Annotated in this window: 15 protein-coding genes and 1 pseudogene; 10 read left to right on the top strand and 6 right to left on the bottom strand. The window is 72.0% G+C overall.

What is annotated here, in order from left to right; translation table 11 throughout:
• Positions 1 to 100: 100 nt before the first annotated feature.
• Complete coding sequence (locus ACWD3D_RS14950) at positions 101 to 895, bottom strand: ABC transporter ATP-binding protein (RefSeq protein WP_451461292.1); 795 nt, start codon at positions 893 to 895, stop codon at positions 101 to 103.
• A gap of 3 nt (positions 896 to 898) precedes the next feature.
• Positions 899 to 2,128, bottom strand: coding sequence for a substrate-binding domain-containing protein (locus ACWD3D_RS14955; RefSeq protein ID WP_451461293.1), 1,230 nt, complete (start codon positions 2,126 to 2,128; stop codon positions 899 to 901).
• Between the two features lie 387 nt (positions 2,129 to 2,515).
• On the opposite strand from ACWD3D_RS14955, the gene ACWD3D_RS14960 reads away from it, so the two are divergent.
• The 6 genes from ACWD3D_RS14960 (at position 2,516) to ACWD3D_RS14985 (ending at position 13,921) form a co-directional block, all read left to right on the top strand.
• Positions 2,516 to 3,355: a CoA transferase subunit A gene (locus ACWD3D_RS14960; protein ID WP_451461294.1), complete on the top strand. Its 840-nt coding sequence runs from the start codon at positions 2,516 to 2,518 to the stop codon at positions 3,353 to 3,355.
• The gene (locus ACWD3D_RS14965; RefSeq protein WP_451461295.1) at positions 3,339 to 3,980 is read left to right on the top strand and encodes a 3-oxoacid CoA-transferase subunit B; all 642 of its coding nucleotides are present in this window, start codon (positions 3,339 to 3,341) and stop codon (positions 3,978 to 3,980) included. The genes ACWD3D_RS14960 and ACWD3D_RS14965 overlap by 17 nt, the downstream gene beginning before the upstream one ends.
• 206 nt (positions 3,981 to 4,186) lie before the next feature.
• Positions 4,187 to 6,070: an ABC transporter transmembrane domain-containing protein gene (locus ACWD3D_RS14970; protein WP_451461296.1), complete on the top strand. Its 1,884-nt coding sequence runs from the start codon at positions 4,187 to 4,189 to the stop codon at positions 6,068 to 6,070.
• Positions 6,067 to 7,848: an ABC transporter ATP-binding protein gene (locus ACWD3D_RS14975; RefSeq protein WP_451461297.1), complete on the top strand. Its 1,782-nt coding sequence runs from the start codon at positions 6,067 to 6,069 to the stop codon at positions 7,846 to 7,848. The genes ACWD3D_RS14970 and ACWD3D_RS14975 overlap by 4 nt, the downstream gene beginning before the upstream one ends.
• A gap of 258 nt (positions 7,849 to 8,106) precedes the next feature.
• On the top strand, positions 8,107 to 12,369 hold the full coding sequence (locus tag ACWD3D_RS14980) for a molybdopterin-dependent oxidoreductase (protein ID WP_451461298.1): 4,263 nt from the start codon (positions 8,107 to 8,109) through the stop codon (positions 12,367 to 12,369).
• A gap of 190 nt (positions 12,370 to 12,559) precedes the next feature.
• Positions 12,560 to 13,921, top strand: coding sequence for an NAD(P)/FAD-dependent oxidoreductase (locus ACWD3D_RS14985; RefSeq protein WP_451461299.1), 1,362 nt, complete (start codon positions 12,560 to 12,562; stop codon positions 13,919 to 13,921).
• Positions 13,922 to 14,024: 103 nt separating this feature from the next.
• Here ACWD3D_RS14985 and ACWD3D_RS14990 read toward each other — a convergent pair whose 3' ends face one another.
• Complete coding sequence (locus ACWD3D_RS14990; RefSeq protein ID WP_451461300.1) at positions 14,025 to 15,560, bottom strand: ATP-dependent DNA ligase; 1,536 nt, start codon at positions 15,558 to 15,560, stop codon at positions 14,025 to 14,027.
• Between the two features lie 74 nt (positions 15,561 to 15,634).
• Positions 15,635 to 16,426, bottom strand: a complete 792-nt coding sequence (locus tag ACWD3D_RS14995; RefSeq protein WP_451011387.1) for a metal-dependent hydrolase — start codon at positions 16,424 to 16,426, stop codon at positions 15,635 to 15,637.
• 137 nt (positions 16,427 to 16,563) lie between these two features.
• Between ACWD3D_RS14995 and ACWD3D_RS15000 the strand changes: the two genes are divergently transcribed.
• The 3 genes from ACWD3D_RS15000 (at position 16,564) to ACWD3D_RS15010 (ending at position 21,919) form a co-directional block, all read left to right on the top strand.
• Positions 16,564 to 19,077, top strand: coding sequence for a DEAD/DEAH box helicase (locus ACWD3D_RS15000; protein ID WP_451461301.1), 2,514 nt, complete (start codon positions 16,564 to 16,566; stop codon positions 19,075 to 19,077).
• A 49-nt stretch (positions 19,078 to 19,126) separates the two neighbouring features.
• Positions 19,127 to 19,999: an acyl-CoA thioesterase gene (locus ACWD3D_RS15005; RefSeq protein ID WP_266701523.1), complete on the top strand. Its 873-nt coding sequence runs from the start codon at positions 19,127 to 19,129 to the stop codon at positions 19,997 to 19,999.
• Positions 20,000 to 20,725: 726 nt separating this feature from the next.
• The gene (locus ACWD3D_RS15010; RefSeq protein WP_451461302.1) at positions 20,726 to 21,919 is read left to right on the top strand and encodes an esterase-like activity of phytase family protein; all 1,194 of its coding nucleotides are present in this window, start codon (positions 20,726 to 20,728) and stop codon (positions 21,917 to 21,919) included.
• 138 nt (positions 21,920 to 22,057) lie between these two features.
• On the opposite strand, the gene ACWD3D_RS15015 is transcribed toward ACWD3D_RS15010, so the two are convergent.
• Together ACWD3D_RS15015 and ACWD3D_RS15020 are read right to left on the bottom strand one after the other, a co-directional pair.
• Positions 22,058 to 22,624, bottom strand: a complete 567-nt coding sequence (locus ACWD3D_RS15015; RefSeq protein WP_451461303.1) for an exonuclease domain-containing protein — start codon at positions 22,622 to 22,624, stop codon at positions 22,058 to 22,060.
• 90 nt (positions 22,625 to 22,714) lie between these two features.
• Positions 22,715 to 22,969 (bottom strand): DUF6011 domain-containing protein, encoded by a 255-nt coding sequence (locus ACWD3D_RS15020; protein ID WP_451461304.1) that lies wholly within the window; start codon positions 22,967 to 22,969, stop codon positions 22,715 to 22,717.
• A 68-nt stretch (positions 22,970 to 23,037) separates the two neighbouring features.
• Here ACWD3D_RS15020 and ACWD3D_RS15025 point away from each other — a divergent pair.
• Positions 23,038 to 23,130, top strand: a pseudogene (locus ACWD3D_RS15025) (Lrp/AsnC family transcriptional regulator); the annotation flags it as partial.

Consider the following 23,130-nt stretch of genomic DNA (forward strand, 5'->3'; position numbering starts at 1 on the left):
CCGCGGTCCCACGGCCGACCCTGCTGGGCCGCCTGTCGCTGCCCGAGCGGACCTACCTGACGGACGCGCTGCGCACGGAGACGGTCGGCGCGGTCAGCGCTCACAGGGCCGCTCCCAGGTACGCCTGCTGCACGGTGGCGTCGGCGGTCACGGCTTCGGGGGTGTCCAGCGCGAGCAAGCTGCCGTGGTGCATGACGGCGAGCCGGTCGGCCAGCCCCAGCAGGACGTCCATGTGGTGCTCCACCATGAGTACGGTGCGGCCCTCGTCGCGGTGCAGGCCTCGGATCAGTTCGGTCAGGGCGGGGATCTCCTCGGCGCTGACGCCCGCCATCGGTTCGTCGAGCAGCATCAGCCGGGGCTCGCCGACCAGCAGGACGGCGAGTTCCAGCTTCCGCTTCTCCCCGTGCGAGAGGGAGCCGGCGAGGGCGTCGGCGCGGTGCTCCAGGCCGGTACGGGCGAGCACGTCGTCGACCTGCGTCCGGTAGCGGGAGGCCCGCCGCCAGATCCGGTACGAACCACCGCCCGCGGCCTGCGCCCCGAGCCGGACGTGCTCGGCGACGCTCATCGCGGGCCACAGGCTCGACGTCTGGAAGGTGCGGCCGAGTCCGCGCCGCGCCCGGGCGTGCGGGGCCTCGCCGGTGATGTCGGTGCCGTCCAGGACGACGTGGCCCGTGGTCGCCGGGACGAGGCCGCTGATCAGGTTGAACAGCGAGGTCTTGCCCGCCCCGTTGGGGCCGATGAAGGCGAGGAACTCGCCCTCCCGGACGTCGAGGGTGACGTCGGTGAGGATGGTCGCGCCGCCGACGGTCCAGCCGACGGACTCCAGAGCGAGGACGGTGGCACCGGGCGCCTGGGCACCCGGCCCGTCCCCGGGGTTCCGGGGTGTCGCGGTCATGGATCAGCCCGCCAGCGGCTTGACGGGAGGAACGACGTCGCCCATCGGGAGCTTCTTGATCAGCTCGGGGACCGCGCCGGCGCCGTTGCCCTTGAGCTTCGCCTGGAACATAGGCTGGAGCATGGCGTGGTCCTCGGCGCGGATCTGCTGCTCGCCCTTGACGCCTTCGAACGTCCAGCCCTCCAGGGCCTTCACCATGGCGTCCACGTCGTCGCCACCCTCCTCGACCGCGCGCACGATCATCTGCGCGGCGCTGAAGCCGTCCGGGGTGAACAGGTCGGGGGTGCCTCCGGCCTTCTCGACCGAGGCGGTCATGGCCTTCTCGGCCTCGGTGCCCGCCGCTCCGGCGAAGTAGTGCGCGAGGAAGGTGATCTTCTCGCCGCCGGCGCCGAAGACGGGGTACGAGGCGGTGCCCGCGAGCCCGGTGGTGACGGTGGAGGAGGCGAGGACGCCCTGTTGGTCGAGCGCCGTCCACAACGCGGGCGCGGTGGCACCCGCCCAGGCGACGAAGACCAGGTCGGGCCCGGCGGACTTGACCTGCCGGGCGAACGGGGTCAGGTCGGTGGCGCTCGGCGGTGCGAGCACCGACGACACCTGGGCGCCCTCACCTCCGAGGACCGCCTTGACCGCGGCCACGTTGGCCTGGCCGAAGGTGGAGTCCTGGGCGAGGACGGTGACCTTCTTGCCCTTGGCGTCGCCGAGCATCGCTGCGGCGGTCAGGGTGTCCTGGTAGGACTGCCGGCCCGACCGGAAGGTGTACTTGTTGATGCCGGTGACCGCGTCCGTGGCGGCGGGGCCGTCGATGAACAGCACCTTGTTCTGTGCGGCGAGCGGGGCCATCTGGAGGGCGATGCCGGAGTCGGTGCTGCCCGCGATGATCTTGGTGCCCTTGCCGATGAGATCCTTGGCCGCCGCGACCGCCTTGGAAGCGTCGCCCGCGTCGTCGCGCTCGGTCACCTCGATGGTCCGGCCGCCGGCCTTGCCGGTGCCCTTGGTGGCGTACTCCAGCCCGGCCTTGAAGCCCTCCATGTACTGCTTTCCGTAGGCGGCCAGCGGACCGGTCTTGGAGTAGACGAGGCCGACGTCGACGGTCTTGGCCCCACCGGAGTCCGACGTGTCGGAACCGGCCGTGCCCGCCTGGGCACAGCCCGAGGCGAGGAGGGCGGACAGTGCGAGGGCGGACACGGCGGTGAGGGTTCTGGTGCGGCGGGGGTGGGCTGAGTTGACGGACATCGGCCGGCTCCTGGGGAGTGGGGGCCGCACCGGTCCTGTCCCGGTCGTGCTCCCTGGAGCGGGGCACTTCTGCGCGGACGGCGGTGGCGGCGCGGTTTTCTGACGGTTGGGACGGTAAAAGTTGCCCACCGGCGCCGACATGGTGCCGTGCACCGCACCTGTGGCCCCGCTCATGTGCCCGGCCCACATGGCGGCGCCGTCCGGGGGACGGCGATCGTGTACGGCGGGCGGCCCGGGGCACCGCGTTCCGCACCGTCCGATCCCGCCCGGCACCCGGGCCGGCGCCCTTTCCGACACGGCGTACCGGCGGGCCGTTCGCCCGTCGAGCCCCTCGCCGTTGCCCTGGCCCGGGCCCCCTCTCCCCCGTACGGAAGCAGGCACAGAGACATGAGCATGGACAAGGTGGTGGACTCCGCCGCTCGGGCGGTGGCCGGCATTCCGGACGGCGCGTTGCTCGCCGTGGGCGGCTTCGGCGTGTGCGGCATCCCCTCCGCGCTGATCGCCGCCCTCGTGGAGGCCGGTACCGGCGGCCTCCGGGTCGTCTCCAACAACTGCGGCCTCGACGACTGGGGCCTCGGACTGCTGTTGCGCGCCGGGCGCATCGTCCGGATGACGTCGTCGTACGTCGGGGAGAACAAGGAGTTCGCCCGCCAGTACCTCTCCGGGGAACTGGAGGTGGAACTCACCCCGCAGGGCACGCTGGCCGAGCGGCTGCGCGCGGGCGGGTCGGGCATCCCCGCGTTCTTCACCCCCGCCGGTGTCGGCACGCAGGTGGAGGAGGGCGGCCTGCCCTGGCGGTACGCCTCGGACGGCACGGTCGCGGTGGCGTCGCCGCCGAAGGAGGTACGGGAGTTCCGCGGCGGGCGCTATCTGCTGGAGGAGGCGATCACCGCCGACTTCGCCCTGGTGCGCGCCGCCGTGGCCGACCGTCACGGCAACTGCGTCTTCCACGCCGCCGCCGCGAACTTCAACCCGCTCGCGGCGATGGCCGGCCGCGTCACGCTGGTCGAGGCCGAGCGGATCGTGGAGCCGGGCGAACTGGACCCCGGCGCGGTGCATCTGCCGGGCGTCTTCGTGGACCACGTGGTCGCCGCCGACCCGGAGGACCGCCGCGTCGAACGCCGTACGGTCCGCGCCGTGCGGGTACCGATCGCCCCCACCGTCCCGACCACCACCGAGCCCGCCGCCGCGGCGGCGAAGGAGAACCGACATGCCTCTCGACCGTGACCAGCTCGCCGCCCGGGCCGCCCGGGAACTCCTCGACGGGAGTTACGTGAACCTGGGCATCGGCCTGCCCACGCTGATACCCGGACACCTTCCGGAGGGCGTGCACGTGGTGCTGCACTCCGAGAACGGCATCCTCGGCGTCGGCCCGTACCCGGTCGCCGGGGAGGAGCATCCGGACCTGATCAACGCGGGCAAGGAGACGGTGACGGTGCTGCCGGGCGCCGCCTACTTCGACTCGGCGCTCTCCTTCGGCATGATCCGCGCGGGCCGCATCGACGTCTCCGTACTCGGTGGGATGCAGGTCTCCGCCCGGGGCGACCTGGCCAACTGGACCGTGCCCGGGAAGATGGTGAAGGGGATGGGCGGGGCGATGGACCTCGTGCACGGGGCCCGGCGCGTCCTGGTGGTGATGGAGCACACCGCGAAGGACGGCACTCCGAAGATCGTCGAGGAGCTGACGCTGCCCGCCACCGGGCGCGGAGTCGTCCACCGGATCATCACCGATCTGGCCGTCGTCGACGTGACCGAGGACGGCCTGGTCCTGATGGAGTGCGCCGAGGGCGTGAGCGAGGAGGAGGTCCGCGCGGCGACGGGGGCACGACTCCTCGCGCCGGCGGAGGTCTGACGCCCCGCCACCGCGATCTCTCCGGGCCTCCAGATGCGGTTCGGACTGCTGGGGTCCCGGCGATTCGGCTATCAGGAGAAAAGGCACCGATCCACGGAAAATCATTTGCCCGGAACCGGTAGGAGAGGCAAACCTTACTGTTTGCCCCTCACCACTTCGGTAGCCCCGTCGCCGGTGGACTCCGTACTTCCGATTCTTGGGACCTCATGCAGATTCGTGATCTTCCGTACCAGGACCCCGGCGATCCTGACGTCCGGTCCGGCCCCCGCTTCCTCGTCTGGATCGGCCGCAACCAGCTCAAGGGACAGCTCTTCTCGCTCTCCTGGGGGCTGTTCCACCAACTGGCCCTGGCCGGGCTGCCGCTGGCGGCCGGTCTCGCGGTGCAGGCGGTGATCGACCGTTCCGGCGGGCGGCTCGCTCTGTCCGGGGGCATGATCCTGCTCCTCGGCATCGGCATCGCGGTCGGCGACACCATGCTCCACCGCACCGCTGTCGCCAACTGGATCACCGCCGCCGCCCGGGTGCAGCAGCTCCTCGCCCGGCGGACCGCCGAACTCGGCTCCGCGCTGACCCGCCGGGTCGCGGCCGGCGAAGTGGTCGCGGTCTCCACGGGGGACGTGGAGAAGATCGGCTGGTTCGTCGAGGCGCTCTCCAGGTTCGCCGCGTCGGCGGTCGCCCTCGTGCTGATCTGCGTCGGCCTGGTGCTGTATCTGCCGTCGCTCGGCTTCCTGGTGGCGCTCTCCGTACCCGTACTCGCTCTGGCGATGCTGCCGTTGCTGCCCCGGGCGACCCGGCGGGCCGACCTCCAGCGGGAGAAGGCGGGCAAGGCCACCGAGCTGGCGTCGGACACCGTCGCCGGGCTGCGGGTGCTGCGCGGCATCGGCGGCGAGGAACTCTTCCTCGGCCGCTACCGCCGCGCCTCGCAGGAGGTCCGCGGCGCGGCCGTGCACAGCGCCCGCATGTGGTCCCTGATATCCGCCGTCCAGGTGCTGTTGCCCGGCCTGCTGCTGATCGCGCTGGTCTGGTACGGAGCCGGGCTGGCCCGTGACGGGGAGATCGAGGTGGGGCAGCTGGTCACCGTGTTCAACTCCGCGATGCTGCTGCTGTATCCGCTGCGGACGGTGGAGGAGATCGCCATGGCCTACTCCTTCTCCCGTCCCTCCGCCCAGCGCGCCGTCCGGGTCCTGTCGCTGCGTCGGGACGCGCGGCAGGACGAGCGCCCCGCCGCGGCCGGGACCGAGCTGCCCTCCGGCGATCTGTACGACCCGGTCACCGGTCTGCTGGCCTCCGCGGGGCTCTTCACCGCCGTGGTCTGCGGGGACCCGGACGAGGCGGGACGGCTGGCAGAACGACTCGGCGGCCACGCCCCCGCCGAGGACACGGGGGACGGTGCCGGGGAAGGAATCGCGGTGCCGTCCGTGCTGCTGGGCGGCAGCGCGCTCGACGAACTGCCGCTGGAGCGGGCGCGTACCGCCGTCCTGGTCCAGGACAAGGACCCGGTGCTGCTCTCCGGCACGCTGCGGGAGCTGCTCGACGTGCCGGCTTCGGGAGCGGTGCGCGCCGAGGACGCGCTGTCGGCCGCCTACTGCGACGACGTGCTGGACGCGCTGGCCCAGGCGTCCGTCGACACGGACGGCGACCCGATGAAAACGCGCATCACCGAGCGCGGCCGTTCGCTCTCCGGTGGGCAGCGGCAACGGTTGGCGCTGGCACGCTCGCTGGTCACCGACCCCGAGGTGCTGGTACTCGACGAGCCGACCTCGGCCGTTGACTCGCACACGGAGGCCAGGGTCGGCGCCGGGATCAGGGAACTGCGCCGGGGCCGCACCACGGTGGTGTTCTCCTCCTCCCCGCTGCTGCTGGACCTCGCCGACCGGGTCGCGCTGGTCCACGCCGGGTCCGTCGTAGCGGTTGGACCGCACCGCGAACTCCTGCTCACCGACCCGCTCTACCGCTCGGTCGTCACCCGGGAGACCGAGGACGAGGCGGCGGCCTCACCGACCGGACCGCCGTACGGCACCGGGACGGGCAGCGCCACCGACGAGCTGAACAGCCTCCGGGAAGCCGGAGAGATCGAGGAGAGGGCATGATCGGCCTCGCACCACCGTCGTACGACCCGGCCGCGCCGACGACGGCCACCACCCTGCCGGTGGGCTCCGCCGCCACCGTGCGGGCGTACGTCCGCGACCTGCTGCGCCGTCATCGCCGTGCGTTCGCCGTGCTCGTCGGCGCCAACGTGGTCGCGGTGGTCGCGTCCATCGTCGGCCCGTACCTGCTGGGCGGGCTGGTGGAGGACCTGGCGGACGGGGCCGCCGACCTGCACTTGGGGCGGACGACCGCGATCTTCGCGGCGGCCCTGCTGATCCAGGCGCTCTTCACCTGGACGATGCGGCTGCGCAGCGCGATGCTCGGCGAGGAGATGCTCGCCGACCTGCGCGAGGACTTCCTCGTACGCGCGGTGGGACTGCCGCCCGGAGTGCTGGAGCGGGCGGGCACGGGCGACCTGCTCTCGCGGATCACCACGGACATCGACCGGCTGGCCAACGCCATGCGCGAGGCCGTTCCGCAGCTCGTCATCGGGGTGGTCTGGGCGGGCCTGCTGATCGGCGCGCTCACCGTGACGGCGCCGCCGCTGGCGCTCGCGGTCCTGGTCGCCCTGCCGTTGCTGCTCACCGGGTGCCGCTGGTACTTCAAGCGGGCGCCTTCGGCGTACCGCTCGGAGTCCGCGGGGTACGCCGCGGTGGCGGCGATGCTCGCGGAAACGGTGGACGCGGGGCGGACCGTGGAGGCCCACCGGCTCGGCGCGCGCCGGGTGGCGCTGTCGGAGCGACGGGTCATGGAGTGGACCCGTTGGGAGCGGTACACGCTCTTCCTGCGCTCGGTGCTCTTCCCGGTCATCAACCTCACGTACGTGACGATCCTCGGCACCGTACTGATGCTGGGCGGCTGGTTCGTCCTGGAGGGATGGATGACCGTCGGCCAGCTGACGACCGGTGCGCTGCTGGCGCAGATGCTGGTCGATCCCCTGGGGCTGGTCCTGCGCTGGTACGACGAGTTGCAGGTGGCGCAGGTGTCGCTGGCGCGGCTGGTGGGGGTGCGCGACATCGAGCCGGACGCCGGTGACGAGTCGGTCCGTCCCGAGGGCCGGGAGGTCCGGGCGGACGAGGTCCGGTTCGGTTACCGGTCCGGGGTGGACGTGCTGCACGAGGTGACGCTGGACGTGGCCCCGGGCACCCGGATCGCACTGGTCGGCCCGTCCGGGGCGGGCAAGTCCACCCTGGGCCGTCTGCTGGCGGGCATCTACGCGCCGAGGACGGGCGAGGTGACGCTCGGCGGCGCGGAGCTGTCCCGGATGCCCGCGGAACGGGTGCGCGAGCACGTCGCACTCGTCAACCAGGAGCACCACGTGTTCGTCGGTTCGCTCCGCGACAACCTCCTGCTGGCGCGGACCGGCGCCGAGGACGCCGCACTGTGGGCGTCGCTCGCGGCGGTGGACGCGGACGGCTGGGCGAGGGCGCTGGAGGAAGGTCTGGACACCGCTGTGGGTTCGGGCGGCCTGGCGCTGACCCCGGCGCAGGCCCAGCAGATCGCGCTGGCGCGGCTGGTCCTGGCCGATCCGCACACTCTGGTGCTGGACGAGGCGACCTCGCTGCTGGACCCGCGTGCGGCCCGGCATCTGGAGCGGTCGCTCGCCCGGGTGCTCGAAGGCCGGACGGTGGTGGCCATCGCGCACCGGCTGCACACCGCGCACGACGCGGACGTGATCGCGGTCGTGGAGAAGGGCCGGATCAGCGAACTCGGCAGCCACGACGAGCTGGTCGCGGCGGGCGGCGCCTACGCGGCGCTTTGGCGGTCCTGGCACGGGTGAGCCCCGCGGGGCTCCCCCCTTGTCACCCCCGGGGTGAGCCCCGCCCGCCTCACGGCCCGCCCGTCCTCGTGCCCGGCCGGCTTCCGCCCCGCCCCGCCTCACACGGCGTCGGCTGGTCGTGTGCGCGGGGAGTAACCCCGCGCACCCGCAGCGCGTCACCATCCGGAAATTCGCTCTTCCTACGGTGCTGTTCTCGGGATCACCGCCTCGCGGCGACCGGTCCCGCCCGGTAAGGCACGCACGCGGGGTGGGGGTTCGGTGACATCTGGCTCGGACGACGGCAGCGTCCGTACGGTCTGTTCGTACTGCGGCGTGGGCTGCGGGATCGTACTCGACCTGGTACGGGACCCGGCCGACGGGCGCCGCCGGGTGGCCAAGGCGTACGGGGACAAGTCGCACCCCGCCAACTCGGGTCGGCTGTGCACCAAGGGGGCTACCAGTGCCGACCTGATGTCGGCGCCCGGGCGGGTGGGCAGGGCGCTGGTGCGCGCCGAGCGGGGCGCCGAACCGGTGGACACGGACGTCGACGAGGCGGTCGCCATGGTGGCGGGCCGGCTGCGGGCGATCCTGGACGAGCACGGGCCGGACGCGCTGGCCTTCTACGTCTCCGGGCAGATGTCGCTGGAGGCGCAATACCTGGCGAACAAGCTGGCCAAGGGCTTCGTCCGCACCAGCCGGATCGAGTCCAACTCGCGGCTGTGCATGGCGTCGGCGGGCACCGGATACAAGCTGTCGCTCGGCGCAGACGGCCCGCCCGGTTCGTACCAGGACTTCGACCGCGCGGACGCGTTCTTCGTCATCGGCGCGAACATGGCCGACTGCCACCCCATCCTCTTCCTGCGCATGATGGACCGGGTGAAGGCGTCCGGCGCCAAGCTGATCGTCGTGGACCCGCGCCGCAACGCCACCGCCGACAAGGCCGATCTCTTCCTGCGGATCAAGCCGGGCACCGATCTCGCCCTGCTCAACGGCCTGCTGCACCTGCTGGTGGAAGGCGGCCACACCGACGAGGAGTTCATCGCCGCCTTCACCGAGGGCTGGGAGGAGATGCCCGCCTTCCTCGCGGAGTACACGCCCGACCGGGTCGCGGAGATCACCGGCATCCCGGAGGCAGACATCCGGCTGGCCGCGCGGTGGATCGGCGAGGCCGGGGAGTGGATGAGCTGCTGGACCATGGGCCTGAACCAGTCGACCCACGGGACGTGGAACACCAACGCGCTGGTCAATCTGCACCTCGCCACCGGTGCGATCTGCCGCCCCGGCTCAGGCCCGTTCTCGCTGACCGGCCAGCCCAACGCCATGGGCGGGCGCGAGATGGGCTACATGGGCCCGGGCCTGCCCGGCCAGCGGTCCGTGCTGGTCGACGCCGAGCGGTCCTTCACCGAGAAGCTGTGGCGGATACCCGAGGGTTCGCTGCGTACCGAAACCGGGCGCGGCACGGTGGAGATGTTCGAGCAGTTGGCCGCCGGTGACATCAAGGCGTGCTGGATCATCTGCACCAACCCGGTCGCCTCGGTGGCCAATCGCAGGACGGTCATCGCCGGCCTGGAGGCCGCCGAACTCGTCGTCACCCAGGACGTGTTCGCCGAGACGGAGACCAACGCCTACGCGGACGTGGTGCTGCCCGCGACGCTGTGGGCGGAGTCCGACGGGGTCATGGTCAACTCGGAGCGCAACCTCACCCTGGTCCAGGGGGTCGTCGATCCGCCCGGTCAGGCCCTGCCCGACTGGCGGTTGATCGCGCGGGTGGCCTGCGCGATGGGGTTCGCGGACGGGTTCACGTACTCCTCGGCGGAGGAGGTGTTCGAGGAGCTCAAGCAGGCGTGGAACCCGGCGACCGGCTGGGACCTGCGCGGTGTGACGTACGACCGGCTGCGCGACACCCCGGTCCAGTGGCCGGCGCCGGCCACCGACGGACCGGACCGCAACCCGGTCCGCTATCTCAACGACGGTGTGAGCCAGACCCTGCTGGAGCGGGAGGACGGCACCCGCCCCCGTCTCGCGTTCCCCACCGCGAGCGGACGCGCCCGCTTCTTCGCCCGGCCGCACCTGCCCGCGGCCGAACTCCCCGACGACGACTTCCCGTTCCTGCTCAACACGGGCCGGTTGCAGCACCAGTGGCACACGCTGACCAAGACCGGAAAGGTGGCCAAGCTGACCAAGCTGAACCCCGGACCGTTCGTGGAGGTCCACCCCGAGGACGCGGCGCGGCTCGGTGTGGCGGCCGGCGATCACCTGGAGGTCACCTCCCGGCGCGGGCGTGCCGTCCTGCCCGTGGTGGTCACCGACCGGGTCCTGCCGGGCACCGCGTTCGCTCCCTTCCACTGGAACGACCTGTTCGGCGAGTACCTCAGCGTCAACGCCGTCACCAACGACGCCGTCGACCCGCTCTCCTTCCAGCCGGAGTTCAAAGTCTGTGCCGTCAGCCTCGCCCGGACGGCCGCCCCCGTCCCGGCGGGCCGCCCGAGCACCGAACCGGAGACCACACCCGTGAACCTGCTCCCCGCACCCGTGGCCCCCGCCGCGACCGCCGCCCCGGCCGGCTCCCCCGTCCTGGCGCTCGCCGCCCTGCTCGGCCTCCCCGAGCTCGCTCCGCCTCCGCTCGCCGAGCCGGAGCGCCGCTATCTGTCCGGTTACCTCTCCGGGCTCGCCGCCGCCCCGCCGGCCGCGGGCGTACCGGTCCTGCCGCCGGACGCGCCCTTCGACTCCGGCCACGCGCTCTGGGTCGACGGCGTCCTCGCGGGGATGTTCTCCCGCACTGCGGCAGCGGACCACACGTCCGCACCGGGTCGCGCCCCGGCCGGGATACCGGGCCCAAAGGGCGCTCCGGCCGGCGAAGCCGCCGCACCCGGCCGCCGCCTGCTCCTCCTGTGGGCCTCGCAGACCGGCAACGCCGAGGAGTTCGCCCAGGGCGCCGCGGCGCACCTCACGATGGCGGGCCGTACCCCCGAACTCCTGGCCATGGCGGAGGCGACACCCGCGCACCTCACCCCCGGGACCGACGTCCTCCTCGTCACCAGCACGTTCGGCGACGGCGAAGCCCCGGACAACGGCAGCGACTTCTGGCAGAACCTCTCGGTCGAGGAGGCCGTACGGCTGGAAGGGGTCAGGTACGCGGTACTCGCCCTCGGCGACTCCTCCTACGACGACTTCTGCGGCCACGGCCGCCGGCTGGACGAGCGTTTCGCCGCCCTCGGTGCCACCCGCCTCGTCCCCCGCGCCGACTGCGAACCCGACTTCGGGGAGCGGGCCGAGCAGTGGCTGGGCCAGGTACTCACCGCCCTGACCGAAGCGGAAGGAGGGGCCGGCGACGGGCGTCCCGGCCCCGCGGGCCCGGCCGGGGCCGCGTCCCCCGTCGCTTCCGCGCCGGCCGCCCCGCGATTCGTCACCGCTCCGGCCGGCTACACGAGAACCTCGCCGTTCGCCACCCTTCTCGTCGGCAACAGGCTGCTGAGCCTGCCCGGTTCGGGCAAGGAGGTGCGGCAGTTCGCCTTCGACACCCGTGACGGCGAACTCGCCTACGACGCCGGGGACGCGCTCGGCGTCTGGCCGGCCAACAGCGCTGGGCTCACCGCCGAGTGGCTGGCGCTCACCGGCCTCGACCCCGACGAGCCGGTGGACCTCGGTGACGGCGGGCCGCTCACGCTGGAGGAGGCGCTGCGCACCCGGCTGGACATCTCCCGTGTCAGCACCGGCCTGCTGCGGTTCCTGATGGAGCGCACCGACAGCCACGAGCTGAAGCGGCTGCTGCGCCCCGACAACAAGGACGCGCTGGCCAAGTGGAGCTGGGGCCGGCAGGCGGCCGACGCGGTCGCCGAGTTCCCGGTGCGCGCCTCGGCGGCGGAGTGGACCGGAGCGCTCAAGCGCCTCCAGCCGCGGCTGTACTCGATCTCCTCCAGTCCGCTGGCCCACCCCGGCGAGGTACGCCTCACCGTCTCGGTCGTCCGCTGGGCCAACCGGCTCGGCCGCGACCGCAAGGGCGTCTGCTCCACCTATCTCGCCGACCACGCCGACGACGGCCCGGTGCAGGTTTTCGTACAGCGCTCCCCGCATTTCCGCCCGCCGACGGACCCGTCCACACCGATGATCATGGTCGGCCCCGGCACCGGAGTGGCTCCCTTCATCGGGTTCCTGGAGGAACGGCAGGCGCGCGGCCACTCGGGCCCCAACTGGCTCTTCTTCGGCGAGCAGCGCCGGGCCACCGATTTCTACCACCGTCAGGACCTGGAGGCGTACAAGGCGTCGGGGCACCTCGACCGCCTCGACCTCGCCTTCTCCCGCGACCAGCGCAACAAGGTGTACGTCCAGGACCGGATGCGTGAGCACGGACCCCGCCTCTGGCAGTGGCTGAGCAACGGCGCCCACTTCTACGTGTGCGGCGACGCCGGTCGCATGGCCAAGGACGTCGACCGGGCGCTGCGGGACATCGTCGCCACTCACGGCTCCATGGACGCCGACGAGGCCGCCGCCTACGTCAGGCGCCTGGCGGCGGACAAGCGCTACGTCCGTGACGTCTACTGAAGAAAGCGGCGGGGCCGGTCGTTGGCCCGTTCGGGTAGCGCCCGGTTCCGTTGGCCCGTCGGGGCCCCCAGGCCCGATTCACCGGGCCGGGAGGCGCGTTCAGGGGTCTGCGGTGAGGATGTGAGGTGACCCGCCCGGACTTCGGGGCAGGTGAGACACGACCGCGTAGCCTTGAGAAGGGACGCACACCGTGGCACCACCCAGGATTCTCGTCGTCGGCGCCGGCTTCGCCGGGGTCGAGTGCGTGCGCCGACTGGAGCGTCGGCTCTCGCCGGGAGAAGCGCAGATCACGCTCGTCACGCCGTTCTCGTACCAGCTCTACCTGCCGCTCCTGCCGCAGGTCGCCTCGGGCGTGCTCACCCCCCAGTCGGTGGCCGTGTCGCTGCGGCGCAGCAGCCGTCACCGCACCCGGATCGTGCCGGGCGGGGCTATCGGCGTGGACACCAAGGCGAAGATCTGCGTGATCCGCAAGATCACGGACGAGATCGTGAACGAGCCGTACGACTACATCGTGCTCGCCGCCGGAAGTGTGACCCGGACGTTCGACATCCCCGGTCTGCTGGACAACGCCCGGGGTATGAAGACGCTCGCCGAGGCCGCGTTCGTACGGGACCACGTCATCGAGCAGCTCGACGTCGCGGACGCCAGTCAGGACGAGGCGGAGCGCGCCTCGCGGCTCCAGTTCGTCGTGGTGGGCGGCGGATACGCCGGGACCGAGACGGCGGCCTGTCTGCAGCGGCTGACCACCAACGCCGTGAAGCACTACCCGCGGCTGGACCCGAAGCTGATCAAGTGGCACCTGATCGACATCGCCCCGAAGCTCATGCCGGAGCTGGGCGACAAGCTCGGTGTCAGTGCCATGAAGATCCTGCGCAAGCGCGGCATCGAGGTGTCGCTGGGCGTGTCGATCGCGAAGGCGGACCGGGAGGAGGTCACCTTCACGGACGGCCGGGTGCTGCCCTGCCGCACCCTGATCTGGACGGCCGGTGTGGCCGCGAGCCCGCTGATCGCCACGCTGGGCGCGGAGACCGTGCGCGGCCGGCTCGCGGTGAATCCGGAGATGGCGCTGCCGGGCGCCGACGGGGTGTTCGCGCTGGGGGACGCGGCCGCGGTGCCCGATCTCGCGAAGGGCGACGGCGCGGTCTGCCCGCCGACCGCCCAGCATGCGATGCGCCAGGGCCGGATCGTGGCGGACAACGTCCTCGCCTCCCTGCGCGGCAGCACGCTCCAGCCGTACGTGCACAAGGACCTGGGTCTGGTCGTGGACCTCGGTGGCCGGGACGCGGTCTCCAAGCCGCTCGGCATCGAACTGCAGGGCATCCCCGCCCAGGCGGTGGCGCGCGGCTACCACTGGTCCGCGCTGCGGACGAACGTCGCGAAGACCCGGGTGATGACCAACTGGCTGCTGAACGCGGTGGCCGGTGACGACTTCGTCCGTACCGGTTTCCAGGCGCGCAAGCCGGCGACGCTGCGGGACTTCGAGTACACGGACGCCTATCTGAGCCCCGAGGAACTCCTCGCGCGCACGGAGTCCGCCGCGAAGCGGAAGTGACACCCCAGGACCACGACTGCCGGAAGGCGCCGCCGGGAGACCACCCGGGCGGCGCCTTCCGGCGTGTGCGCCCCGGGTGTGCGCGGGCCCCTCGGGTCTGTCCTCAGCTCCGTCCGGCGAGCACGGTGGCGACGGTGTCGGCCTCCTGCGGACGCTTGTCCTCGCGGTAGCGCAGAACCCGGGCGAAGCGCAGGGTGACGCCGGCCGGATAGCGCGTGGAGCGCTGGAGCCCGTCGTAGGCGATCTCCACGACGAGTTCGGGGCGGACGGTCACCACGTGCCCGTCGTCGCCGGTGGAGAGCGCGAGCAGGCGTTCGGTCTGCCAGGCGAGCAGCTGGTCGGTGAGCCCTTTGAAGGTCTTGCCGAGCATGACCGGCTCTCCGTCGGGGCCCAGCGCGCCGAGGTGCAGGTTGGAGAGTTTCCCGGTGCGGCGGCCACTGCCCCACTCGACGGCCATCACCAGCAGGTCGAGGGTGTGCACGGGCTTGATCTTGAGCCAGGACGCGCCCCGGCGGCCGGCGCTGTAGGGGGCGGCGAGGTCCTTGACGACCACTCCCTCGTGGCCGCGTTCCAGGGTCGCGGCGAAGAAGGCGTCGGCGGCGTCCCGGGACGCCGGGTCCGAGGGGTCGGTCACCAGGGTGCGGCGTACCCGCATGTGTTCGGGTACCAGCCGGGCGAGAGCCGCGTGCCGTTCGGTGAGCGGCCGGTCCAGGAGGTCTTGGTCGTCCACGAGCAGAACGTCGAAGAAGACCGGGACCACCGGGAGCTGTGCCGCCGCGCGTGCCACCTCACGGCGGGAGCCCACCCGGGCGGCGATCTCCTGGAAGGGGCGCGGCCGGCCGTCCGGGCCGAGCGCGATCACCTCGCCGTCGAGGACGAAGCGTTCGCCGGAAAGGCCGGCGACGGCGGTCACCAGGTCGGGGAGCCGGTCGGTGATGTCGTCGAGGGTGCGGGTGAAGGCGCGTACGCCCGAGCCGTCCCGGTGCACCTGTACGCGGATGCCGTCGAGCTTCTCCTCGATCGCGCAGCCGCCGAGCTTGTCGAGCGCCTCCGCGACCGAGCCCGCGGTGTGCGCGAGCATCGGGTGGACGGGGCGTCCCACGGTGAGCCGGAAGCGGGCGAGGGCCTCGGGGCCGTCCGCGAGCAGGGCGACCGCCACGTCTTTCAGCGAGCCGGCGAGCATGACGGCCCGGCGTACGTCGGGCCCAGCCGCGCCGGACGCGCGGGCCAGTGCGTCCACGGCGATGGCGTCCAGGGCGCCCTGGCGCAGCTCGCCCAGGATCAGGGCTCGCAGGAAGTGCTGCTCGTCGCCGGTGGCCGTGCCCAGCAGGGCGCGCAGCCGCTCCGCGCGTGCGGCCCGGGAGCCGGGGCCGGTCAGCGCTCCGATCGCGGTCAGTTCGGCGTCGGTGTGCGCGAGGGTGAGGGTGGGCGAGGCGGCGGGTGCGACCGGATCGCCGAGGGTGGACCAGCCGATGCCGAGCCGCCCCTGGGGCAGCCGTCCGGCGAGGTACAGGACGGCGATCGGTACGTCCTCGGGGGCCGCGTCCCGGAAGAGGTCGGCCAGCAGTTCGACCTTCCGGTTCCTGGCGGGGTCCCCGGCGACCTGGAGCGAGACCTGGGCGAGCCGGATGAACAGCATGAGCCCATGGTCCTACGGGGTCGCGCCGGCCGCCCGGAGAGGAAACCGGGGCTGGAGGGTGCGCGCGGACCGGATCAGATGATGTTGAGAGCGCCCGCCGCGCCGATTCCCCCGAGCACCATGAACACGGGCATCAGCACCTTCAGCTCCACCCAGCTGCCGGCCCGGAACCGCATGGCCTTCGGCGGACCCAGCGCGTACCAGCGCTTGCGGCCGAGCGGGATGGGCCAGAGGATCGGGCAGCCCGAGACGGTCAGCGCGTCCCCGATGTCGTGCACGAGGGCCCCGAGCAGGATCGGCAGCCCGAGCCACATGTACTCCTGGCCGGGTGCGTCGAAGAACCAGTTCGAGCCGTGACCGGGCTGGTCCAGCACGCCCGCGAGAATCCAGGCGCTGGTCGCCCCGAGCAACCAGACGAGGACGTCGCTGGAGACGCGGGCGGCCCGCCAGAGCAGCCCTTCGACGGCGAGCACCAGGTGGACGAAGAGGATCGCGAGGACCGCCCAGCGTCCACCGAGGATCGCGGCGCCGGACGCCGCCGCGCCGGTGAGGACGGCCCACAGCCAGGTGTGGGTCAGGGTCCGGTGGCCGCCGTTGCGCCGGGGGTCGCCGGGGCCCCGGGTGGCCTTGTAGACGGCGTGCGAGAGCTTGTCGACGACCTCGCAGACCCCCTTGGAGACCGGTCCGAAGGCCCGGGAGATGGTGGCCGACTTGTGGTCCAGGTCCGGGGCGAGCGCGGCACCCGCCGTGATCAGCGCCCCGACGACCAGGACGGGCCAGGGCATGGTGTGACCCGCGGCGGCGGCAGCCGCCCCCACCCCGAGCCAGGCCGCCGCCCCGGACAGTGAGTGTGCCGGTCCCATCATGGTCTTTTCCGCCCCCAGAACTCGGTGCGGCCGACGCCGTTGCGGCGCGGCCGAGTTGAGTGAAGAGCGTACCGCCCGTGATCTTCGTACGGCCGCCCGGTTCCCTCATCGGGGCGGAAGGCAGGCAAGATGGGGGCGTGACCCTTATCGATCAGCTGCCCCCCACCGCAGACCCGGACGCTCTCTTCGAGGCTTTCTCCTCGTGGACCGAGAGTCAGGGAATCGTCCTCTACCCCGCTCAGGAGGAGGCGCTGATCGAGGTGGTCTCCGGGGCGAACGTCATCCTGTCCACGCCGACGGGCTCGGGCAAGAGCCTGGTCGCGGCCGGTGCGCACTTCACGGCGCTGGCCCAGGACAAGGTCACCTTCTACACCGCGCCGATCAAGGCGCTGGTCTCGGAGAAGTTCTTCGACCTGTGCAAGCTCTTCGGCACGGAGAACGTCGGGATGCTGACGGGCGACGCCTCGGTCAACGCCGACGCGCCCGTCATCTGCTGCACGGCGGAGGTGCTGGCTTCGATCGCGCTGCGCGACGGCAAGTACGCCGACATCGGCCAGGTCGTGATGGACGAGTTCCACTTCTACGCGGAGCCCGACCGCGGCTGGGCGTGGCAGATCCCGCTGCTGGAGCTCCCGCAGGCCCAGTTCGTCCTGATGTCGGCGACCCTCGGCGACGTCGCGATGTTCGAGAAGGACATCACCCGTCGCACCGGTCGGCCGACCTCGGTGGTGCGCTCGGCGACCCGTCCGGTGCCGCTCAGCTACGAGTACCGGCTCACGCCGATCACGGAGACGCTCACCGAGCTGCTGGACACCCGGCAGTCCCCCGTCTACATCGTGCACTTCACGCAGGCCGCCGCCGTGGAGCGGGCGCAGTCGCTGATGAGCATCAACATGTGCAGCAAGGAGGAGAAGGAGAAGATCGCCGATCTGATCGGCAACTTCCGCTTCACCACCAAGTTCGGCCAGAACCTCTCCCGGTACGTGCGGCACGGCATCGGGGTCCACCACGCCGGCATGTTGCCCAAGTACCGCCGCCTGGTGGAGAAGCTCGCGCAGGCGGGTCTGCTGAAGGTGATCTGCGGTACGGACACGCTCGGCGTCGGGGTCAACGTCCCCATCCGCACGGTGCTGTTCACGGCGCTCACCAAGTACGACGGCACCCGGGTGCGGACGCTGCGGGCGCGTGAGTTCCACCAGATCGCGGGCCGCGCCGGACGGGCCGGTTTCGACACGGCCGGGTTCGTGGTGGCGCAGGCCCCCGAGCACGTCATCGAGAACGAGAAGAACGTCAAGAAGGCGGGCGACGACCCGAAGAAGAAGCGCAAGGTCGTCCGCAAGAAGGCCCCCGAGGGCTTCGTGGCCTGGTCGGAGACGACCTTCGACAAGCTGATCCAGTCCGACCCCGAGCCGCTCACCTCGCGCTTCCGGGTCACCCACACCATGCTGCTGTCGGTGATCGCCCGCCCCGGCAACGCCTTCAAGGCGATGCGCCACCTGCTGGAGGACAACCACGAGCCGCGCCGGGCCCAGTTGCGGCACATCCGGCGCGCCATCGCCATCTACCGCTCGCTGCTCGACGGCGGTGTGGTGGAGCAGCTCGCGGAGCCGGACGCCGAGGGCCGGATCGTGCGGCTGACCGTGGACCTCCAGCAGGACTTCGCGCTGAACCAGCCGCTGTCCACGTTCGCGCTGGCCGCGTTCGACCTGCTGGACGCCGAATCCCCGTCGTACGCACTGGACATGGTCTCCGTCGTCGAGTCGACGCTGGACGACCCGCGCCAGATCCTCGCCGCCCAGCAGAACAAGGCGCGCGGGGAGGCGGTCGGGCAGATGAAGGCGGACGGCGTCGAGTACGAGGAGCGGATGGAGCGGCTCCAGGAGGTCACGTACCCGAAGCCGCTGGGCGAACTGCTGTGGCACGCCTACGACGTGTACCGCAAGAGCCACCCGTGGGTCGGGGACCACCCGGTGTCGCCGAAGTCGGTGATCCGGGACATGTACGAACGCGCCATGACGTTCACGGAGTTCACCTCGAACTACGAGCTGGCCCGGACCGAGGGCATCGTGCTGCGCTATCTCGCGAGCGCGTACAAGGCGCTGGAGCACACGATCCCGGACGACATCAAGTCCGAGGACCTCCAGGACCTGATCGCCTGGCTGGGTGAGATGGTGCGCCAGGTGGACTCCAGCCTGCTGGACGAGTGGGAGCAGCTCGCCAACCCGGAGGTGGAGACCGCCGAGCAGGCGCAGGAGAAGGCCGACGAGGTGAAGCCGGTCACCGCGAACGCCCGCGCTTTCCGGGTGCTGGTGCGCAACGCGATGTTCCGCCGGGTCGAGCTGGCCGCGCTGGACCGGGTCCGCGACCTCGGCGAGCTGGACGGGGACTCCGGCTGGGACGAGGAGGCCTGGGGCGAGGCGATGGACGCCTACTGGGACGAGTTCGACGAGCTGGGTACGGGCCCCGACGCGCGCGGCCCCAAGCTGCTGAAGATCGAGGAGGACCCGGCGCACGGCGTGTGGCGGGTGTGGCAGGCTTTCGCCGACCCGAACGGTGACCACGACTGGGGAATCCGCGCCGAAGTGGATCTCGCGGCCTCCGACGAAGAAGGCCACGCGGTCGTGCGTGTCACCGCGGTGGGTCAGCTGTGAGCCCGGTCGCGACGGTGACGGCGGGGCGGCGAGAGTGGAGAAGAAGCGCATGACGAACCCCGCCGAGCTCCTGGTCGGTCTCCTCGACCTGGAACGGATCGAGGTCAACATCTTCCGCGGCCGGAGCCCCGAGGAGTCCCTCCAGCGGGTCTTCGGCGGCCAAGTCGCGGGCCAAGCGCTGGTCGCCGCCGGCCGGACCACCGACGGTGACCGGCCGGTGCACTCGCTGCACGCCTACTTCCTGCGCCCGGGGCGGCCGGGCGTGCCGATCGTGTATCAGGTGGAGCGGGTGCGCGACGGCCGCTCCTTCACGACGCGGCGGGTCACGGCTGTGCAGGAGGGCCGGACCATCTTCAACCTGACCGCCTCCTTCCACCGGCCCGAGGAGGCGGCCTTCGAGCACCAGTTGCCGCCCGCCCGCATCGTCCCGGACCCCGAGGAGCTGCCGACGGTCGCCGACGAGGTGCGCGAGCACCTGGGCGGGCTGCCGGAGGCGCTGGAGCGGATGGCCCGTCGCCAGCCGTTCGACATCCGGTACGTGGACCGGCTGCGCTGGACGCGCGAGGAGGTCACCGAGGCGGAGCCGCGCAGCGCGGTGTGGATGCGCGCGGTCGGCCCGCTGGGCGACGACCCGCTGGTGCACACCTGCGCGCTGACGTACGCGAGCGACATGACGCTGCTGGACGCCGTCCGCCTCCCGGTGGAGCCGCTCTGGGGGCCGCGTGGCTTCGACATGGCCAGCCTGGACCACGCCATGTGGTTCCACCGCCCCTTCCGGGCCGACGAGTGGTTCCTGTACGACCAGGAGTCGCCGATCGCCACCGGCGGCCGGGGTCTGGCGCGCGGCCGGATCTACGACCGGGAGGGCAACTTGCTGGTCTCCGTGGTGCAGGAAGGGCTGTTCCGGCGCCTGGGGGCGTGACGGATGCTGATGTCCCCCGATTCCGTCGGAATCGCGGGTCAGGTCCGAGGGGACGCACGGACGCCGAAGGGGTCCTGCCCGGTTCACCGCCGGACAGGACCCCTTCGGCTGTCAGGGACCTCCCGGGCCTCGCGCGCGGAGGGCGAACGCGCCTTCCGTCCGGGGCACGCGGGAGGGGAATTCCCATGTCCCCGGACAAGCCTCATACCGCGCGGGAGACGCTGTGTTCGAGTCCGGCCCCGCGGATCTCGGGGAGTGTCGCAGGTCGGAATTCCCAGTCGGCGTCGTTCACCCAGCGGGCCTCGGAGATTTCCTCCCCGGAAATACGCATGAACGCCGACATGCATTCAATGCACTCGAGAAAGACACTCCCCGTGCCCTCTCTCACCATGTATCCCAGGTGACCATTGCCGCAGATCGTGCATTCCAGTCTCGAAGCGATGGCCCCGTCGCCGCGCAGGAGAGGTGGGGACGGGTCCATTCGTCGCTCCGCATCATCATGTGAATGCCCTGAAGATTCTGGATGCTCCGGCGGCGGTCCGCTCATCCGGCGCGTGCGGTCATCCTACTCGTGGACCTCCAGCGGTTTTGCGGCCGTTTCCGCGCAGGGGAGGTTGACCGCTCGTCAAGAAATCACCTCATCGGGGCAATTCCCACCCGTGCGCGCACACCGATCACACGGATGGGCGACTGTGCCGGGCGCTCCTCCGGACCAAGATCGATCGCATGAGATCCTCCTTGATCCGTCGCGCCTGCGCCGCCTCGCTGATGCTGGCGGCTGCCGTGGCCCCCGCCGTGGCGGCGCAGTCGGACGCCACCCCCGCGCAGGCCGCCATCGCCCGTCCCGCAGCCGCACCGCCCGCAGGAGCGCACGCCCGGCTGCTGGGCGAGAAGATCGTCCCGCGCGGGCTCTCCTTCGAGAACACGACGGTGGGCGGGCTGTCCGGCGTCGACCGGAACCCTTGCACCGGTGAGTACGTCCTGATCAGCGACGACCGCTCGTACCTCCAGCCCGCCCGCTTCTACACCGCCGCGATCCAGGTGGACGGGGCCGGGGTCCACTCCGTCGAGTTCACCTCCACCCACCCGTTCCTGCAGCCCGACGGCTCGGCATATCCGCCGGCGAGCACCAACGACGGCAAGGCCGTCGACCCGGAGGAGATCCGGGTCGACCCGCGCACCTGTCACTACTGGTGGGCGCAGGAGGGCGACCGTCCGACGTCCGCCGGCGCCCCGGTGATCCAGCCGTCGATCCAGTTCGCCTCCCCCGCCGGCGCGTACCTGGGACAGTTGCGGCTGCCGCCGAACTACGTGATCACCCTGGACGACCGGGGACTGCGGCGGAACAAGGCGGTGGAGGCGATCACCTTCGGGTCCGGGGACCGCGTTCTCACCAGCGCCGTCGAGGGTCCGCTCCTCCAGGACGGCCCGGAGCCCGACCTGGAGAACGGCGCCCTGGTCCGTGTCACCCAGCAGAGCCGGGCGGGAGACGTGCTCGGGCAGTACGCCTACCCCATCGACAAGATCTTCGCCGCGTCCGACCCGACCAGCCCGTGGCCCCCGGACACCGGTGTCCCCTCGATCCTCGCCTTCCCCGACGACCCGAGCCGCTACCTGGTGCTGGAACGCTCCTGGGTCGCCGGCTCCGGATACAAGATCCGCCTCTACGACGCCACCACCCGGGGCGCGACCGACGTGCAGCGCGTCGACTCCCTGACCGGGCGGCGGATCGTGCCGATGCGCAAGAGGCTCGTCGCCGACTTCGACGACCTCGCCCTGTCCACGGTCGACAACACCGAGGGCATGACCTGGGGGCCGGTCCTGCGGGGCGGTGAGCGGACCCTGGTGCTGGTCAGTGACGACAACTTCGCCGACGACGCGGTCACCCAGATCGTCGCTCTCGGCATCCGCACGGGCTGAGGGCCCCGCACCTGCCGGGAGGCCGAAGGCCGCTGCCGTGAGAAGGGCATTACGGGCGCCCTCGTGACGCAGGAAGGCCCTTCTCACGGGTCGGCGCACCCCGCTCGGCGCGGCCGTCCTCCGCCCGCGTGTCCCGGGTCAGCGGGCGTGCGGCCACCCACCGCGCCCGGCCACGTCCAGCACCAGCGCCGCGATGTTCCACGCGTCGTCGTCGCCCCGGTGGTGACGGCCCTCCAGCGGCAGCCCGGCGATCTCCAGCGCCTGGGCCATGCCGGGTCTCCGCCGCAGCCCCCGGTCCTCGGTGAACGCGGCCTTCGCGTTGGTGTGGCGGTGGCCGAAGGGGTACGGCACGCCGGACGCGCGAGCCTGCCCGAGGAACATCTTGCGGTCGTAGTCGCCCCAACTCGCCCAGGGCCGCGTCCCGCTGCGGTGCTCGGCCGTCAACGAGCGGCACGCCTCGGCGAAGGAGACCCCCGCGTCGACCTCCGCCTGGGTGAGGCCGGTGAGTTCGGTGCAGAAAGCCGAGACGACCGAGCGCCGCGGCCTCACCAGCACCCGGTGCTTGGCCAGCCGCTCGCCCGCCCGCAGGTCCACGACGGTGAGGCCGATCTCGACGATCTCGCTCACCTGCCCGGCCGGGGCCTCCCCCTCCCAGCATGTCGACTCGACATCCACCACGTTGAGCAGCCCGTCCCCGAAGTCCATGGCGCGAGATTACGGCTGCCGACGACACGCGTACATCCGGTTCCGGACCGGGACGCCCGGGGGCCCGTCACGGACCATTTCCTGGAGCGCTCACAGCCCCGGCAGCGGCTCCTGGTCGGCCTCCCGGCGGCGGGCGCGGGTGTCCGGCGGGGCGGGGTGGAGCTTCGCGTCGCAGGTGGGGCCGAGGCCGCTCCTGCGGGAGCCCGTGCCGGTGAGCGGTCGTCCGCAGAGGCGGCAGCGGACGAGCGGGCGTTCCGGGCCGCCGTCCCGGCTCGCTTCCGGACCGGCCGGAGCCGGGGCCGGTGCCTGGGCCGTGCCGGGGAGAAGCTCGTCGGATGACTCCATGACGAGGATTCTTCCAGGACCCGCTGACATCCGGCCCGCTGACATCCGGCCCCCGGCCCGGCCGACCGCTGAAGCTGGCCGCCACCTCCATGGAGCATCTGGAGTCGCGCGTCGACGAGCTGGCGGGCTTCGGGGGTACGATCACGAGCGTGGTCTACAGC

This window comes from Streptomyces sp. NPDC002690 (assembly GCF_053592415.1).

Bases quoted from the DNA above. Each gene is read 5' to 3' on its own strand.
- ACWD3D_RS14990 (WP_451461300.1), bottom strand. From the start codon at position 15,560: ATGCTGTTCATCCGGCTCGCCCAGGTCTCGCTCCAGGTCGCCGGGGAC.
- ACWD3D_RS14960 (WP_451461294.1), top strand. From the start codon at position 2,516: ATGAGCATGGACAAGGTGGTGGACTCCGCCGCTCGGGCGGTGGCCGGC.
- ACWD3D_RS14965 (WP_451461295.1), top strand. From the start codon at position 3,339: ATGCCTCTCGACCGTGACCAGCTCGCCGCCCGGGCCGCCCGGGAACTC.
- ACWD3D_RS15005 (WP_266701523.1), top strand. From the start codon at position 19,127: ATGACGAACCCCGCCGAGCTCCTGGTCGGTCTCCTCGACCTGGAACGG.
- ACWD3D_RS15010 (WP_451461302.1), top strand. From the start codon at position 20,726: ATGAGATCCTCCTTGATCCGTCGCGCCTGCGCCGCCTCGCTGATGCTG.
- ACWD3D_RS14955 (WP_451461293.1), bottom strand. From the start codon at position 2,128: ATGTCCGTCAACTCAGCCCACCCCCGCCGCACCAGAACCCTCACCGCC.
- ACWD3D_RS15015 (WP_451461303.1), bottom strand. From the start codon at position 22,624: ATGGACTTCGGGGACGGGCTGCTCAACGTGGTGGATGTCGAGTCGACA.
- ACWD3D_RS14950 (WP_451461292.1), bottom strand. From the start codon at position 895: ATGACCGCGACACCCCGGAACCCCGGGGACGGGCCGGGTGCCCAGGCG.
- ACWD3D_RS14970 (WP_451461296.1), top strand. From the start codon at position 4,187: ATGCAGATTCGTGATCTTCCGTACCAGGACCCCGGCGATCCTGACGTC.
- ACWD3D_RS14995 (WP_451011387.1), bottom strand. From the start codon at position 16,426: ATGATGGGACCGGCACACTCACTGTCCGGGGCGGCGGCCTGGCTCGGG.
- ACWD3D_RS15020 (WP_451461304.1), bottom strand. From the start codon at position 22,969: ATGGAGTCATCCGACGAGCTTCTCCCCGGCACGGCCCAGGCACCGGCC.
- ACWD3D_RS14975 (WP_451461297.1), top strand. From the start codon at position 6,067: ATGATCGGCCTCGCACCACCGTCGTACGACCCGGCCGCGCCGACGACG.